Below are 16040 nucleotides of genomic sequence, written 5' to 3' on the forward strand. Positions count from 1 at the left end.
TGCCGGCGTAGGGCAGCGTAAACTGCACATCGATATCCTGGACCAGGTCCCCGAGGCCGGTGCCGAGGATGATGCCGAATTCGGGCTGGAAGTCGCCGATCTGCTGGCGGATGTGGGCGGTGGCTTCGTGAAAATCTTGCATAGAAAGCTAGGTTGGGGCGGCAAGGTACGGGTTCGGGCCGGGCAGCGCCAGCCCCAAGCGGCTATCAGCCCTACGCCCCGGCCGGGTACGCCGTCCGCCGCGGCTTTTCGGGTTTGTTGCGCTTGCCCCACCACACCACGAAGCCCGTCAGAGGCAGGCTGGCCGACAGCAGGCTACCCAGAAAAGCCACGATTTTGCCCCCTAGCCCCAGAACCAGGCCCGTGTGCAGGTCGTAGTTCATGTCCACGAGCTTGGCACCGTTGCTTTTGCTGCCGTGGGGCAGGCGGCGGAGCAGCTCCCCCGATACGGGGTGAAAATAGTAGTCGTCGCGGTGGTAGAAGCGCAGGGCGCGCTGGTAGGCGATGCCGAATACGGGTTGCTTCGTGGAAGTTGGCGCGGCCAAAAACAACATGGCGTAGCCCGGTGAGAGACGGCGCATCTGCTCGAAATACCGGTCGATAACCGGCTGCTTCGGTTCCGAAACCACCTGCAGGGTATCGAGAACGGGCGGAGTGGTTTCGGCAGGGTGAGTCTGGCCGCCGTTGCTGACGAACGTGGCCGCCGTACGCAGCCATTCGTAGCTCATCATCAGTCCGGTCAGGGCAATCAGCAAAGCCACGGCGGCCACGTAGAAGCCCAGCACGCTGTGCAGATCGTAGTTGACGCGCCGCCACCGGGCGCCCCACTTAATGGTGAAGCTGCGGTGCCGGTCAGTTTTGCGCTTGGGCCACCACAGCATAAGGCCGGTAGCCAGCATTACCACGAAAATCAGCACCGCGGGGCCCACTACCCACTCCCCCACCGCGGGCGGCAGCAGCAGGTACATGTGCAGGTACTGCACGAGGGTAAAAAAGTCGCGGCGCAGGTCCTGGAAGTGCAGCTCCCGGCCGGTGTAGGGGTCCACGTAGGCCACGAAGCTGCCGCCGGCTTTGTCGGCCAGATACACCGCCGCGGCCCGGCCGGGCCCGAAGTACATCAGGTAGCTGACCGTGTTTGCCGGGTGGTGGCGCAGGGCCGTGGCCTGCAGGCGCGAGGGCGGCAGCTCCGGCCCCTGCCCGTCTACGAGCCGCCAGGGCTCCACGGCGTCGCGCACCTCGTCCTGAAACGTGAACACGGCCCCGCTCAAGCTCACCACGAACACCACCAGGCCCGAGGCCAGCCCCAGCCAGAGGTGCAAGGTCAGAACTGCTTTTTTAAACGTCATCGGCAGTCAATGTTAGTCTTTCGAGCGGGCTTAGCGCCGCCGCGGCCCCACCACACCCGCTCGAAACAGTGCGGCAACCCGTTAAAACTTGTAGGCTACGCTGCCCACCACGCTGCGCAGCTTCTGCGGACTCATGGTGGTGTAGCCAATCCAGTAGCGCTGGTTCGTGAGGTTGTCGACCTTGGCCGACAGCCGGTACCGGGGCTGGTCGAAGAACACCGAAGCGTTGAGGACCATGTAGGCCGGCAGCGTAAACGTGCCCATGCTCACGCTGTTCACGATTTTATTGTCGCTGGCGTAGTTGCCCCCGGCACCGGTGCCCAGGCCCCGCAGCTTGCCCTCGGGCAGGCGGTAGCTCAGCCACAGGTTGGCCAGGTAGGGTGAGGAGGCCGTGCCCGGCCGGCGGTTATTCACGTCGTCGGTGCTGCGGGTCAACGCCGAGCGGTTGTAGCTGAAGCCGCCCACCACGTTCAGGCCCGGCAGCGGGTTAGCAATGACGCTCAGCTCCACGCCCTTGCTGAGTTGGGTGCCGTTCTGGGTTTTGGCCTGGGGGTTGGTCAGCGTGGGCGTGTCGCGCAGGATGTTTTTCACCCGCACGTCGTAGTAGCTCACCGTGGCGCTGACCTTGCCGCTGGCGGCGTCCAGCTTCACGCCGGCTTCCACTTGGTTGGCCTGCTCGGGCTTGGCAATCCGGGGTGCGTCGGTGGGCTGCTGCTCGGTACCCAAATAAGCGCCGCGGTTGATGAAGCTGTTCTGGTAGTTGGCAAACAAGGCCACGCGGTCCAGTACCGGCTGAAATACCGCCCCAAACTTGGGCGACAACGTGGTCTGGGAGTAGGCCTGCACCGGCACGTACAGCAGTCCGCCCTTGTTGTCGTAGTGGTCGAGGCGCAGGGCGGCCAGCACGCTGAGCTGGTCGGTCAGGTTGAGCACATCCGAGGCGAAGGCGCTGTACGTGTTGGCTTTGGTCGTGACTGGATACGTGCTTTTCTGGGTTAGCGTGGCGTAGAAGCTCGTCAGCGCGCCGCCGTTGAAGGTACGGCCGTAGTCGTAGCCCGGCACGCCGAGCGGCACTACGTCGCCGGCCCCGCCGAAGAACTCAATATCGGAATCCACCCGCAGAAAGTCCAGGCCCAGCACCGCGCGGTGGCGCAGACCGCCCAGGCGGAAGTCGCCATTAAACAGCTGCTGCACCTCAAACACCTGGTTGCGGCTGTTGTTGGTCGACTGGTCGGCACGGGCCAGGTGGTGGGTGCCGGGGCCGGCGGTGGAGTCCAGGGCCACGTCGGGCAGGAAGTAGAAGTAGGGCCCGAAGCCGTTGGAGTAGCTGTGGCTGGAGGTCAAGTTGGTCGAGGACGTGAAGCCCGGCGCAATGCGGTAGTTGACCTGCCCGAAGAAGTTGGCACTGCGCGAGGTCTGGGTCAGCCCCCCGCCGGTGTAGGAGTTGCGGTAATCCACGGGCGCCTTATCGGCCCGGTCGAAGCCGAGCTGGGCGGTGGGGTAGTAGAAGAAAATCAGCTGCTTGCCCACGTTGCGGCTCTGATACAGCTCGGCGTCCACGTTGATGGTCAGCCGGTCGGTGGGCCGGTAGGTAAGGCTGGGCGCCACGGCCAGGTTTTTGGCGAAGCCCTGGCTCTGGAAGTTGTCTTCGTAGGTGTAGGCCGTGTTCAGGCGAAAAGCCAGGGCTTTGGGCTGGACAGCGGGCGCGTTGGCGTCCACCAAATTCACGTCGGCACTGACGCGGTGAAAGCCGTAGCTGCCGGCCGCCATACTCACCTCGCCCCCAAATGAGTCGGTGGGGCGCTTGGTCACGCGGTTGATGAGTCCGCCGTAGGAAGTCAGGGCGCTGCCGAAGAGCGTCGCCGAAGGGCCTTTAATCACTTCGAGCTTCTCCAGGTTCACCGCGTCGATGTCACTGGTCACGTTGCCGGCAATGCCGTTGCGCAGCTGGCTCTGCACCACGAAGCCGCGGCTGTTGTAGAAGCTGCCGCCGTCGCCGGCCCGGCCCGTGGCCTCCCACATCTTCTGCACGCCCGGGGCGTTGCGCATGGCCTCATCCACGGAAAAAACCAGTTGTTCGCTGAGCAGTTCCTTGCCGATGGTGCTGTACACCTGCGGGTTTTCCAGGTTCTTGAGCGGCATCTTGGCCACGTATTCCGACTGTTTGCGGGCAAACTTATTGGCCTGTTTGCCTTCCACTACCACTTCGCTGAGCTGCTCGGTGCTTTCACTGAGCATAAAGTTTTGGGCGGCCGTTTCACCCGCGCTTACCCGGACGCGGTGCTCCTGGCTCGTGAACCCCACCAGCCGCGCGCCCAGGGTATAGGTGCCGGGCGTGAGGCCCTCAATGCGGTAGTCGCCTTTCTCGTCGGTGCTGGCCCCCAGCGTGGTGCCTTTCACGCCCACGGCCACACCCGCCAGCGGCTGCCCGCTGCCGGCACTGATGTGGCCCTGGGCACCCGAGGTCGGGGTCTGGACTTGGGCCTGGGCAAAGAAAGAACAGGAAATCAGCAATGCCATCAGCAGCGTGGTGAGCGCAGTTTGCTGCCGGCGGGTAATACTCCCGTGCATGGTACAGTTCAGTTAGGTGTGGGGCAAAAGTAGAACTGTTTAGATTAATTCTAAATATTATTTAAAATCATTCTAAATAGTTCTTGCCAACCTGCGTTGCCCTTCTACCTTTGGGCCGCTGGACTACCCGGCGGTTTTGCGGCCCCAGCGGCTGAAGCCCCAACCGCTCCCGACCGCCTCTTCTTCTTCATTCCACCACAGCTCACGCTTGTACTTCTTATGCGCCAGTACCTGCACCACAACGACTTCGGCTGCATTTCGCGCTGCCCCACGGGCTGCTGCCTGCACCTGTACTTTGGCAACGTGGCCCTGTGCCTGAAGCGGGCCGAAGTCACCGATTGGTCGGCTGTTACGGCCCGGCTCTACGAGCGGCACGCGGCCGTGCTGCCGGATCCGGCTACCCGCTGCATTACGCTGCCGGGGCCGGTGGCGTGCCAGGCGTTTGTGTTCAATCTGGAGGAAATATTCATGCTCCACGACCTGCTCAAGGGCGCCTCCCTCCTGCTCGAAGCCGAAGCCCTGCTGGCCGGCGACGCCATCAGCTAGGTGCTTTTCTGCCGGCCCTACGGCACAAAAAAGGCCCGCGCTGGGTGCGCGGGCCTTTTTATTCCTGGGTAAGGCAACTTACCGAATCGTCATTTCGAAGGGCAGCCGGGCCTGCACACCCTGCATGGTCGAGAGGGTTTTGTACTGCTCGTAGAGCGGGTAGAGCGGCCCCATTTCCTGCTTTACCAGCTGCTGCCGGGCTTCGGCGCTGAAGCCGTTGAATAAGCTTTCCAGCATGCTTTTCTGCCGGGGCAGGCGCTGGATGCGGTAGTCGTCCGGCTTTAGGTTGGCCCGGCGGGCGGCAATGCGCATGGCGTCGTCGAACGAGCCGAGCACGTCGACCAGGCCGCGCTGCTTGGCTTCGGTGCCCGACCACACCCGGCCCGAGGCAAAGCGGCGCAGGCGTTCCACCGGCATGTGCCGGCCCGCGGCGGCCTTGGTGGTGAAGTCGGCGTAGATGCGGTTGACCTCGTTTTGAAACTGCTGCTTCTCAAACGCCGACAGCGGGCGGGTGATGGTCGGGAAGTCCGAGAACTTGCCCGTCGTTACGCGGTCGGTGGTGATGCCGAGCTTGTCGCGCAGCAGGGGCTGAATATTGGGCAGCACGCCAAACACGCCGATGCTGCCGGTGATGGTGCTGGGCTGGGCCACGATGGTGTCGCAGGCCATGGCAATCATGTAGCCGCCCGAGGCCGCCACATCCGACATCGAGCAGATGATGGGCTTCACCTTCTTGGTCAGGGCCACTTCGCGGTAGATGATGTCGGAGGCCAGGGACGAGCCCCCGGGCGAGTTCACGCGCAGCACCACGGCCTTTACCTTGTCGTCGAGGCGGGCCTGGCGGATGGCCTCGGCAAAGCGGGTGCTGCCGATGCTGCTGCTGCCGCCCTTGCCGGTCACGATGTCGCCCTCGGCGTAGATGACGGCAATGCGGTTGCCGCTGGTGCTGCCCTCGTCGTCCTTATCGGCCTTGTCGTAGTCGTCGAGGGTAATCAGGCTGAGCTTTTTGTCCTTGGCCACGCCCACTTTGCCCTTCATGTAGTCGAGGGCCTGGTCGTAGTAGCCCAGGTCCGTGACGAGGCCGTAGCGCTTGGCATCCTGCGCATTATGAACGAGCGTGGAGTCGTTGATAACCTTGAGGCGGGCCGGCGCGATTTTGCGCGACTCGGCCACGTGGGCCAGCATAAAGTCGTTGAGCGAGTTCAGAAACGAGGTGGTCTGCAGCCGGGCCGAGTCCGACATACTGTCGCGGAAAAACGGCTCCACGGCGCTCTTAAACGAGCCCACCCGGAAAATCTGGGCGTCGATGCCGGCCTTCTCGAACAGGCCTTTGTAGTACATCGTCTCGGAGCTGGCCCCGTTGAATTCGAGCGTGCCCTGGGGGTTGAGGTAGATTTTGTCGGCCACCGAGGCCAGGTAGTAGCTGCCCTCCGACTGGGCGTCGGCATAGCTCACGACAAACTTGCCCGACTTCTTGAAGTCGAGCAGGGCCGTGCGGATTTCCTCGAGCGAGGCGCGGCCGGCCTGCACTAGCTCCACGTTCAGGAAGAGCCCCTTGATGTCGGAGTCGGTTTTGGCCCGCTTGATGGTGGCTTTGATGTTTTCCAGCCCGATGTTGTCGGCCTGGCTGCTGAACAGCGCGCCCAGCGACTCCCGGCTTTCCCGCTCGGCCACGGGCTTGTCGAGCTTGATTTCGAGCACTGAGTCCTTGGCGACCGTAGCCGAGTTGTCGGAGCTGACGGCCGCGGCGGCCAGGCCCAGCAAGACGAGCACCGAGAGGAGGCCGAATACCAGCAGGCCCACGATGGTGGCCAGCACGTATTTAAAAAACTGTCTCATAAAAAGGATAAAGTGGAATCAGGAAAGGTGCCGGTAAAGGTAAACGGCTTTGGGCACTCTTACAGAAGCGCAACAGCGGCCGAAGGTTGCCTCTACTCAGGCTGACGAATGAGAAAGCCGCGTATTGCAGGCGAGTCGTTTTTTCCGGCGGGTTCCGCTCCGACTTGCTGAGGCCTATGGAAAAACTTCGAGTGACCTTCGAAAGCTTTCGGAGGTTACTCTAGAAACTTCGGAGCGTATTCTAAACCCTTCGAATGCCCTCGTAGAAAGTTAGACGGGCATTCCACAGCTGTGGAATACCGTCCTAGAAACTTAGGGCGACCTTTGCAAGCTTTCGGAGGTCGGCGTAGAAAGTTAGGTCGACCTTCGCAAGGTTTCGGAAGTCGACGTAGAAAGTTAGGACGGCATTCTACACCCGGGCGAGGCATTCCGGAAAACGTTGGTCAGTCCCGCCCAGATGGGCGAGGCGGTCTGGATAATACCTTACTGAAGCGTAGCCAAAACATTTAGCCTAGCTTTCCTTCCTAGAGTTGACTAAAAAATGTCTGTCATCCTGAGCAGAGCGAAGGACCTACTGCCAGGTGCAAGAGTCGTTGTTACGCTGGTCGTTCTTCTCCCGTAAGGTCCTTCGCTCTGCTCAGGATGACAGATGATAATTCAACGACAGCAGGCTCGATGCTTCGTTTCTGATTCGCTACGCCCCATACGCCGCACGACGTTCCAGCGCCTTTCTAGGCACACCGCCGCCGGCTGCGCGCCCCCGAACAGCTTCGGCCGACCACTCTTACGGAGCTGGTTCCGGCCGGGCTAGTAGCCGTACTTCGCGCCCCACCACTGCTGCAGGCGCTCCTGAATCTTGGCTTCCTGGGGGTTGTGGCCGGGGTCGTAGAAGCGGTGGCCGCTCAGGGCGGCGGGCATAAACTCCTGGGCGGCGAAGTTGCCGGCGTAGTCGTGGGAGTACTGGTACTCGTCGCCGTAGCCGAGCTCCTTCATAAGCTTGGTGGGCGCGTTGCGCAGCGGAATCGGCACGGGCTGCACGCCCTGCTGGCGCACCAGGGCCCGGGCCGTGCGGATGGCCTTGTAGCTGGCGTTGCTCTTGGGTGAGGTAGCCAGGTACACCACCGTCTGGCCCAGGATAATGTCGCCCTCGGGCATACCGATAACCGTGACGGCCTGGAAGCAGCTCTGGGCCAGCATCAGGGCGTTGGGGTTGGCCATGCCCACGTCTTCGGAAGCCAGAATCAGCAGGCGGCGGGCAATAAACTTGGGGTCTTCGCCGCCCTCGAGCATCACGGCCAAGTAGTAGAGTGCCGCGTTGGGGTCGGAGCCGCGGATGCTCTTGATAAAGGCCGAAATGACGTCGTAGTGCATTTCCCCGCCTTTGTCGTAGCGGGCCAGATGCTGCTGGGCCAGCTGTTGCACCACCTCGTCGGTGATGATGATTTCGCCGGTCTGCGGGTCCGGCCGGGCCGACTCGACCACGATTTCGAGCAGGTTGAGCAGCTTGCGGGCGTCGCCGCCCGAGATGGTGAGCAGGGCGTGGTAGTCCTGCATGCGCACCTTTTTCTGCCGGAGAATCTCATCCTCGGCCAGGGCCTTATCGACGATGCCGGTGAGAATGTCCTTGCTCAACGACTCGAGCACGTAGACCTGGGCCCGGCTGAGCACGGCCGGAATCACCTCGAACGAAGGGTTTTCGGTGGTGGCCCCAATCAGCGTGACGATACCCTGCTCCACGGCCCCGAGCAGAGCGTCCTGCTGGCTTTTGCTGAAGCGGTGAATTTCGTCGATGAACAAGACCGTACCCCGTTGCTTCTTGGCCCGCTCAATTACGTCGCGCACGTCCTTGACCCCGGCATTCACGGCGCTCAGGGCCGCAAAGGGCTGCTTGAGCTCATTGGCCAGCAGGTGGGCCAGGGTGGTTTTGCCCACGCCGGGCGGGCCCCACAGAATAAGCGAGGGCAGCCGCCCGGCCTGCAGATAGCGGCGCAGCACGCCCTCGGGACCAATCAGGTGCTGCTGGCCGGCGTACTCGTCGAGGGTACGGGGGCGGCGGCGCTCGGCCAGCGGGGCTCCCGGGCGGGCCGTGAGCAGGGCGCTGGGCGCGGTGGGTTCAGAGTCGTCGAAAAGGGAGCCGGTAGCCATCGGGAAAGGTCGGGGTAGAACGGTAAAGGTACGCCGCCGGCCCGCCGAAAGTGACGCCCCGGCCGCAGAAATCGGTAAGCTCGGCCGCTACCGCCGCGGCGGGGTGCTACCTTTGCGGGCCATGAAGAATTCGCTCAAAGTGCACGCTGCCCTGTTCGTGGTGGCCTTTATCTACGCCGCCAACTACAGTTTGTCGAAAGACGTGATGCCCGACTACATGGGGCCCTTCGGCATCGTGACGCTGCGCATCGTGGGGGCGGCGCTGTTTTTTGCCGTGGCCAGCCGGCTCGCCGCGCCCCAAGACCGCCTCGTGGGCCGGGCCGACAACGTCCGCGCCATTCTGTGCGGCATTATCGGCATCGGGGGCAACCAGTTGTTGTTTTTCTCGGGCCTGAACTACACGACTCCCATCAATGCCTCGCTGTTGCAGACCATTGCGCCCATCGTGGTAGTGCTGGCCTCGGCGGTGCTGCTGGGCGAGAAAATCACCCTGACCCGGGTGCTGGGCATCGGGGTGGGCGCGGCGGGGGCCGCCTCAGTTATTCTGAGCCGGGCCGTGGGTCCTCACGCCGGCCCCAATGCCACGCTGGGCAACTTCTTTATTCTGGCCAACGCCACGGCCTTCGGGGTGTATTTGGTGCTGGTCACGCCGCTGATGCGCAAATACCACCCGTTCACGGTGCTGGCCCGCATTTTTCTGGTCGGCGCCTTCGTGGCCGTGCCCTTCGGCTGGCGCGAGGCCCTCACTACCAACTACTCCAGCTTCCCGCTCTACATCTGGGCCGAAATCCTCTACATGATTATCTGCCTGACCATTCTGGCTTATCTGCTCAACAACTGGGCCTTAAAGTACGCCTCCCCGGCTTTGCTGGGCGTCTACATCTACCTGCAGCCGATTCTGGCCGTCATCATTGCCGTGTCGCTGGGCAAGGACCACTTCACGCTGGCCCGGGCCGGACAGGCCCTGCTGATTTTCACCGGCGTGTGGCTGGTGAGCCGCAAGCCCAAAGTCGCCCCGGCTGACCCGGTGCCGCTGGAGGCGGTGCAGGATTAAAATTCGTACTACCCGCACACCTGAAATTGGCGGCTAAGAAAAGCTTAGGTTGCAGAGCAAAGCTTTTACAAAACTAGCCATTATGAGCGAGCCTATCTACGATTTGAGGAACGTTGACCCCGTGGACCTTGAAGCCCTGTTTGATAAAATAGGGCAATCCTTCGATATTAACTTTGTCGATGGCGAACTAGCGCACCTCACTACTTTCGGAGGCTTTTGCGACTATGTCACCAGCAAAATCTCGCTTGACTATACAAACCATACAAATAGCTGTACCAGCCAGCAGGCGTTTTATAAATTCCGGGCGGCGCTTGGGCAAGCAGTGTCAATTGACAGCCGGACCATTTCGCCCACAACTCAGCTTGCTGACGTACTACCGAGTCGAAGCACCCGACAGGCCATAAAAAAGGCAGAGCACTACCTGGGTTTTGAAATCAACCTAGTGGGACCTCCGGAATGGGTTACAATTTTGCTGGTTTTAAGCATTCCTGTCTCCCTAATAGTATGTTTTGCTGACGCGAAAGTTGGATTACTGGGTGTCCTTTTAGCCATTATCGGTTTGAAAGCCGCAGTGCGCTTTGGAAGCACACTCCAGCTACGGACTGTAGGGCAAGTGGCCGAGAAAATCAGCCAAGAGCATTATATCCACGCCAGACGCGACCCGAAAACATTCAATCGGGAGGAAGTTGTAAAGATGCTGGTTGCCTTATTCAGCCTTGATCTAGGGCTGGATGATTATGACCTTACCAGAGACGCGAAATTCAATTAGCTACAAATAAAAAGGCCCGCTGCACAATGCAGCGGGCCTTTTTGTTGGCTTCTACGCCTGAAGCTTACAGGTGAATAACCTCGCCGTAAGCGGCGGCGGCGGCTTCCATAATGGCTTCCGACATGGTGGGGTGCGGGTGCACGGCCTTGATGATTTCGTGGCCGGTGGTTTCGAGCTTGCGGGCCACGACTACCTCGGCAATCATTTCAGTCACGTTGGCGCCAATCATGTGGGCGCCGAGCCACTCGCCGTACTTCTTGTCGAAGATGACTTTCACGAAGCCGTCCTTGGCGCCGGCGGCCGAGGCTTTGCCCGAGGCCGAGAAGGGGAACTTGCCCACCAGCACGTCGTAGCCCTGCTTTTTGGCTTCGGCTTCGGTGAGGCCCACGGAGGCAATTTCAGGCTGGGCGTAGGTGCAGCCGGGAATGTTCTGGTAGTTGAGCGGCTCGGGGTGGTGGCCGGTAATCTGCTCGACGCAGATGATGCCCTCGGCCGAAGCCACGTGGGCCAGCGCCGGGCCGGGCACGATGTCGCCGATGGCGTAGATGCCGGGCACGTTGGTCTGGTAGAAGTCGTCGACCAGCACGCGGCCCCGGTCGGTTTTGATGCCCAGCTCTTCCAGGCCCAGGTTTTCGAGGTTGGTGCTCACGCCCACGGCGCTCAGCACCACGTCGCACTCAATCTGCTGGTCGCCCTTGGCGGTTTTCACGGTCACCTTGCAGCCGGCCCCGGCGGTATCCACGCTGGTTACCTCGGCGCTGGTCAGGATGTTGATGCCGATTTTCTTGAACGACTTCTCCATCTGCTTCGACACTTCCTCGTCCTCCACCGGCACGATGCGGGGCAGGAATTCCACGATGGTCACCTCCGTGCCCATGGTGCGGTAGAAGTAGGCAAACTCAACGCCGATGGCGCCCGAGCCCACCACCACCATGCGCTTAGGCAGCGCGTCCATGGTCATGGCTTTGCGGTAGCCGATGATTTTCTTATCGTCAATCGGCAGGTTGGGCAGCTGCCGCGAACGGGCGCCGGTAGCCAGGATGATGTGCTTGGCTTCAACGGTTTCCTTGGTGCCATCGGCGCGGGTGACTTCCACCTTGCCGGGCGCCAGCAGCTTGCCGGTGCCCGAAACGGTTTCAATCTTGTTTTTCTTGAACAGGAAGTTGATGCCCTTGCTCATGCCGTCGGCCACGCCGCGGCTGCGCTGCACTACGGCATTGAAGTCGAAGCCAACTCCGTCCGCCTTCAGACCGTAGTCTTGGGCGTGGTGGAGGTATTCGAATACCTGGGCACTTTTCAGCAGGGCTTTGGTAGGGATGCAGCCCCAGTTGAGGCAGATTCCGCCGAGCGACTCCCGCTCCACCACACCCACTTTCAGTCCGAGTTGGGAAGCGCGGATGGCGGCTACGTAGCCCCCGGGGCCGCTGCCAATCACGACCAGGTCGAATTGCAATGCCATATTAATTTGTGTTTTGTGTTGATTTTTTTGTCCTTTGTAAGAGTAGCCCGCCTACTTCTTCTTGCTTAAGCCAAGAAAGTCCGGGAATATTCCGGGCCGTTTGGTGGCATGGCGGGGTAAAGATAAGCACCGAATCCATCTTCCGACGCGAAGCCAAAGTTTCGTTCAGAAGGCCCAATTGGCCTCCTGGCCGCACTCTTTTTATTCTTTCTGCCCTCTTTTTCCCCTCCACCAACCATGAAACACGTTGCCGTCCTATTCGTTTTTGGAGTCTTCGCCACGTCGGCGGTCCGGGCCCAGCAGCAGAGCTTTACCGAGCCCACGGCTTCCGTAGCCACGGCCACCGCCGGGGGCAGCGCCAGCGCCGCCGCCCCGGTCCGGCGCCTCACCCACGGCGAGTACAAAGCCCAGCTGCGCACGGCCGAGGAAGCCCTGAAAACCAACCCGCGCAATGCCGAAGCGTTGCTCAGCCGGGCCCAGGCCAACGTGGAATTAAAGGACTACAAGGCCGCCCTGGCCGATTTTGCCACCCTGATCCGGCTGCAGCCCACCAACGCGGAGCTCTACTACGCCCGCGGCACGGCCCAGCTCCGCGACGACCAGCTGGCCCTCGCCATTGCCGATTTCAGCAAGGCCCTCAAACTCATGCCCACCCACCAGCCCAGCCTGCTCTACCGGGGCGTGGCCAAGATGAAGCTCTCGAACTACAAAGCCGCCATTCCCGACTTCGGGGAGCTTATCAAGCTCGACGCCAACAACGCCGAGGCCTACGAGTACCGGGGCATCTGCTACTCCATGTCGAACCAGGAGAAGCTGGCCCTGCCCGACCTGGAGCGCGCCGCCCAGCTCAATCCCGAAGCCGAGAAGACCCTCAAGCGCTACCGTACGCATAAGTAATTCAGCTGCTTTGTCTTGCTGTGCTCCCGGGCCGCTGGTTCGGGAGCTTTTTTTGCCTAAAGCACAACCTCAACGGCCGCTTCACGTCTTACACGCTGACCGCCGACGCCGGCTAGGCTCCCCGTTTCTGTTGCCCGACCTTCTGATTTTTTGTCCGATGACCAACCTGTTTACCGTTCGTGTACTTGCCGGCGCCGCGCTGGTGCTGCTCACCACCCAATGTGCTACCACCGTGGAAAAGGACAGCCCGGACTCGCGCCGGGTGGTGGCCAGCGCCGTGCCGGCCACCACGCCTGCTGCCCCCGCCGCCGCTACCCCAGCCCCGGCACCCGGCGCTCCGGCCGATGCCGGCGCAGTGGCTTCTGCGGCTCCTGCCGCGCCCGCACCCGTAGAGCCGGCCGCCCGTAAAACCAACGCCGACTACAAAGCCGAAATCCGGACTGCCGACGCCATGCTCAAGTCGGCGCCGCGCAATGCCGATGCGCTGCTGGTGCGGGCCAAGGCCAAAAGCCACCTCAAAGATTACAAAGAGGCCATTGTGGACTACAACACGCTGCTGCGTATCAAGCCCACCAACGCCGAAGCCTACTACAACCGTGGCCTAACCCGGCTTAAGCTCAAGGAGTACACGCCCGCCATCAGCGACTTTTCCAAGGCCCTCAAGTACAACCCCACCGACAAGGAAGCCTTGTTTGGGCGTGGGGCCGCCAAAATGCAGCTCTTTAACTTCGGCAGCGCCATTCCCGACTTCACCAAGGCCATTGCCCTCGACGCCAACTACGCCGACGCCTACGAGTACCGCGGTATCTGCTACTCGTCCATCAACAAGCCCAAGGAAGCCAAACTGGACCTGGAAAAAGCCACTACCCTGAACCCCGAAGCCGCCAAAAGCCTGCGCCGCTACACCGGCAACGAGTAACTGCGCGGCCCGGACAATGAGCCGGCTCCGTTTACAAGAAAAGCCCCGTCGTAGCAATACGGCGGGGCTTTTTAGTTCTGTAGCACCCGTTGCGGGCCTTACAGGATGAGCCGCTACTTTTTGCCGCCAAACAGCAGCTTGACGTAGAAGCTGGGCTGGCGCAGTCTTTCGCGCAGGTCCAGGTCCATGAACATGCTCGACAGGGTTTCGGCCAGGGTCGGGTTGCTGGCGGCGCGGTTGGCAATGAAGTTGAACAGCGTCGGGAAGTTGAGCAGGCGCTGCATGGCCCGGCTCAGGCGTAGCTCCTGCCCCAGCCGCCGGTACACGGCCGCGTCGTACTGCCGCAGAAATGACGGGGAAAAATCCTGGGCCTGCACGGCCCGCCCGGCCCAGTCGGCGGCGTGCCTACCCGATACCATGGCGTGGCTGATGCCTTCCCCGCTGAATGGGTCGATGAGGGAGCCTGCGTCGCCGAGCAGCAGGTAGGCCGCCCCCGACAACGCGCGGCGCTTCGAGCCCAGCGGCAGCCCGAAGCCGCGCACCGGCCCGAGGCGGGTGGCGCCGGCAAACCGCTCCTTGAGCGCCGGATGCGTATCGAGCATTTCGGCCAGCCGCTCCCGCAGGTTCACCTTCTTCGCCGATACGGCCTTGGTGAGCATGCCCACGCCCACGTTGGCCTGGCCGTTGGGCAGCGGAAACACCCACAGGTAGCCGGGCAGAAAGTCTTTGATGAAGTGCAGCTCAATGAAGTTGTTGGGACTCAGGCCCGTCACGCCGTCGTAGTAGGCCCGCAGGCCGGCGCAGTGGTGGTCGGGCTCCAGGGCGTGGCCGGCAATCTGGCGGGCAAAGCTGGACTGGGCCCCGTTGGCTACCAGCAGCAGCTTGGCCGTGGCTACCTCCTTGCCGTCGGCGGTGCTCAGGCGCCAGCGGCCGTCGGGCAGCTGCTCGTGCCGGGCCACGTCCACGTTTTCGCGGAAGTCGATTTCGGGGCGGCGACGCACTTCTTCCACCAGAAAGTTGTCGAAGTCGATGCGCTTGGCGATGTGGCCGGCAGCCGGGTCGCGGGCTTTGTCGAAGCCGGGCCGGAAGGGAATGCCGAGGCGGCGGCCGTTGGGCGCGAAAAAGTCGATGCCCCAGCTCGGCACCTGCAGGGGTGCGGCGCCGAAGCGGGCGGGCAGCGCCTGGTCGATACGGCGCAGCTCGTTGATAACTTTGCCGCTGAGCGCATCACCGCAGACTTTGTCGCGGGGAAAGGCGGCGCGGTCGAGCAGCAGGCAGCGCTGGCCGGCGTTGGCCAGGTGCAGGGCCGCGGTGGCCCCGCCCGGTCCGGCCCCCAGAATACAGATATCGACTTCCACTGACTGGTTTTTGGTTATTCGTTTTTGGTTTCGGGCTTGTTTGGGGCCGCGTCCCGGCTACGAAGATGGGGACTTGTCGGCGGCATTGCGGCGGGCGGCGGGCTTTTCGGGGTAAAAAGCCCGGATGGCCCATCAAAAGCCCGCCGTCATTTCCCGCCCAGAATGCGGAAGCTTGCGCGGAGGACGCAGTGGGCGGCGGGGGCCAAAAACCAAAAACCAACACCCAAAAACCAAAAAAACTATCTTCGCCCCATGACAAAACTGCTCGACGGAAAAGTGGCCCTGATTACGGGGGCTTCCAAAGGAATTGGCCGCGCCATTGCGGTGTATTTTGCCCAGCTGGGCGCCCACGTGGCTTTCACCTACCTTTCCAGCGTGGAAAAGGGCGAGGCGCTGGCCACGGAGCTGGCCGCCCACGGCACTAAAGTGAAGGGCTTCCGCTCCGACGCCTCCGACTACGCCCAGGCCGAAAAGCTGGTGGAAGACGTGGTGGCCGAGTTCGGTAAGCTCGATATTCTGGTCAACAACGCCGGCATCACCCAGGACGGGCTGCTGATGCGCATGAGTGAAAGCCAGTGGGACCAGGTGCTGGCCGTGAACCTGAAGTCGGTGTTTAACCTGACCAAGGCCGCTACCAAGCCCATGATGCGGGCCAAGGCCGGCTCTATTATTAATATGAGCTCGGTGGTGGGCGTGAAAGGCAACGCCGGCCAAAGCAACTACGCCGCCTCCAAGGCCGGCATCATCGGCTTCACCAAGTCGGTGGCCCTGGAGCTGGGCTCGCGCAACATCCGCTGCAACGCCATTGCCCCCGGCTTCATCGAAACCGAAATGACCGACGCCCTCGACCCCAAGCAGGTGGATGAGTGGCGCAAGGCCATTCCGCTGCGCCGCGGCGGCACTCCCGAAGACGTGGCCAAAGCCACCGCCTTTTTGGCCTCCGACGACTCGGCTTACATCACCGGCCAGGTGTTGCAGGTCGATGGCGGCATGCTGACGTAAAAACAACCAGAGGGCGCTCTGCTCCCGCTTTATTGGTAAAAGCCCGGTCTCCCGACCGGGCTTTTTGTTTTGTAGTCCCCCGGCTGGGGCCGGGCGCTTTTGTTGGCCAGCGCGCCAACAATCTGCTGACGGGCC

The 16040-nt window shown here is 62.1% G+C and carries 12 protein-coding genes; 6 read left to right on the top strand and 6 right to left on the bottom strand.

All coding sequences use genetic code 11. The annotated features are described in order from the left end of the window. Positions 1 to 212 precede the first annotated feature (212 nt). Both EWM57_RS04750 and EWM57_RS04755 read right to left on the bottom strand, forming a co-directional pair. Positions 213 to 1346: a PepSY-associated TM helix domain-containing protein gene (locus tag EWM57_RS04750; RefSeq protein ID WP_129919993.1), complete on the bottom strand. Its 1134-nt coding sequence runs from the start codon at positions 1344 to 1346 to the stop codon at positions 213 to 215. Positions 1347 to 1427: 81 nt separating this feature from the next. After that, the gene (locus EWM57_RS04755) at positions 1428 to 3917 is read right to left on the bottom strand and encodes a TonB-dependent receptor (RefSeq protein WP_242509981.1); all 2490 of its coding nucleotides are present in this window, start codon (positions 3915 to 3917) and stop codon (positions 1428 to 1430) included. A gap of 219 nt (positions 3918 to 4136) precedes the next feature. On the opposite strand from EWM57_RS04755, the gene EWM57_RS04760 reads away from it, so the two are divergent. Next, positions 4137 to 4463 carry a hypothetical protein gene (locus EWM57_RS04760; RefSeq protein ID WP_129919994.1) on the top strand — a complete coding sequence of 109 codons (327 nt, stop codon included), beginning with the start codon at positions 4137 to 4139 and terminating at the stop codon, positions 4461 to 4463. 78 nt (positions 4464 to 4541) lie between these two features. On the opposite strand, the gene sppA is transcribed toward EWM57_RS04760, so the two are convergent. Then, positions 4542 to 6302 (bottom strand): signal peptide peptidase SppA, encoded by a 1761-nt coding sequence (gene sppA, locus EWM57_RS04765; RefSeq protein ID WP_129919995.1) that lies wholly within the window; start codon positions 6300 to 6302, stop codon positions 4542 to 4544. Positions 6303 to 7109: 807 nt separating this feature from the next. Further along, positions 7110 to 8447 carry a replication-associated recombination protein A gene (locus tag EWM57_RS04770; RefSeq protein ID WP_129919996.1) on the bottom strand — a complete coding sequence of 446 codons (1338 nt, stop codon included), beginning with the start codon at positions 8445 to 8447 and terminating at the stop codon, positions 7110 to 7112. Between the two features lie 121 nt (positions 8448 to 8568). Between EWM57_RS04770 and EWM57_RS04775 the strand changes: the two genes are divergently transcribed. Further along, the gene (locus tag EWM57_RS04775; RefSeq protein ID WP_129919997.1) at positions 8569 to 9501 is read left to right on the top strand and encodes a DMT family transporter; all 933 of its coding nucleotides are present in this window, start codon (positions 8569 to 8571) and stop codon (positions 9499 to 9501) included. An 82-nt stretch (positions 9502 to 9583) separates the two neighbouring features. Continuing rightward, entirely contained in the window at positions 9584 to 10270 is a 687-nt protein-coding gene (locus tag EWM57_RS04780; protein ID WP_129919998.1) for a hypothetical protein, read from the top strand. A gap of 64 nt (positions 10271 to 10334) precedes the next feature. Here EWM57_RS04780 and lpdA read toward each other — a convergent pair whose 3' ends face one another. Continuing rightward, complete coding sequence (lpdA, locus tag EWM57_RS04785; protein ID WP_129919999.1) at positions 10335 to 11729, bottom strand: dihydrolipoyl dehydrogenase; 1395 nt, start codon at positions 11727 to 11729, stop codon at positions 10335 to 10337. A 237-nt stretch (positions 11730 to 11966) separates the two neighbouring features. On the opposite strand from lpdA, the gene EWM57_RS04790 reads away from it, so the two are divergent. Both EWM57_RS04790 and EWM57_RS04795 read left to right on the top strand, forming a co-directional pair. After that, positions 11967 to 12626 (top strand): tetratricopeptide repeat protein, encoded by a 660-nt coding sequence (locus EWM57_RS04790; protein WP_129920000.1) that lies wholly within the window; start codon positions 11967 to 11969, stop codon positions 12624 to 12626. A gap of 157 nt (positions 12627 to 12783) precedes the next feature. Continuing rightward, a complete protein-coding gene (locus EWM57_RS04795) occupies positions 12784 to 13545 on the top strand; it encodes a tetratricopeptide repeat protein (protein ID WP_129920001.1) in 762 nt (253 codons plus the stop codon). 113 nt (positions 13546 to 13658) lie between these two features. Here the strand turns inward: EWM57_RS04795 and EWM57_RS04800 are convergent, their stop codons facing one another. After that, entirely contained in the window at positions 13659 to 14903 is a 1245-nt protein-coding gene (locus tag EWM57_RS04800) for an NAD(P)/FAD-dependent oxidoreductase (RefSeq protein ID WP_129920002.1), read from the bottom strand. 252 nt (positions 14904 to 15155) lie between these two features. Here EWM57_RS04800 and fabG point away from each other — a divergent pair, with 252 nt between their 5' ends. After that, positions 15156 to 15905 carry a 3-oxoacyl-[acyl-carrier-protein] reductase gene (fabG, locus tag EWM57_RS04805; protein WP_129920003.1) on the top strand — a complete coding sequence of 250 codons (750 nt, stop codon included), beginning with the start codon at positions 15156 to 15158 and terminating at the stop codon, positions 15903 to 15905. Positions 15906 to 16040: the final 135 nt, after the last annotated feature.

Source organism: Hymenobacter persicinus (assembly GCF_004167665.1).
Taxonomy (GTDB): Bacteria; Bacteroidota; Bacteroidia; order Cytophagales; family Hymenobacteraceae; genus Hymenobacter; species Hymenobacter persicinus.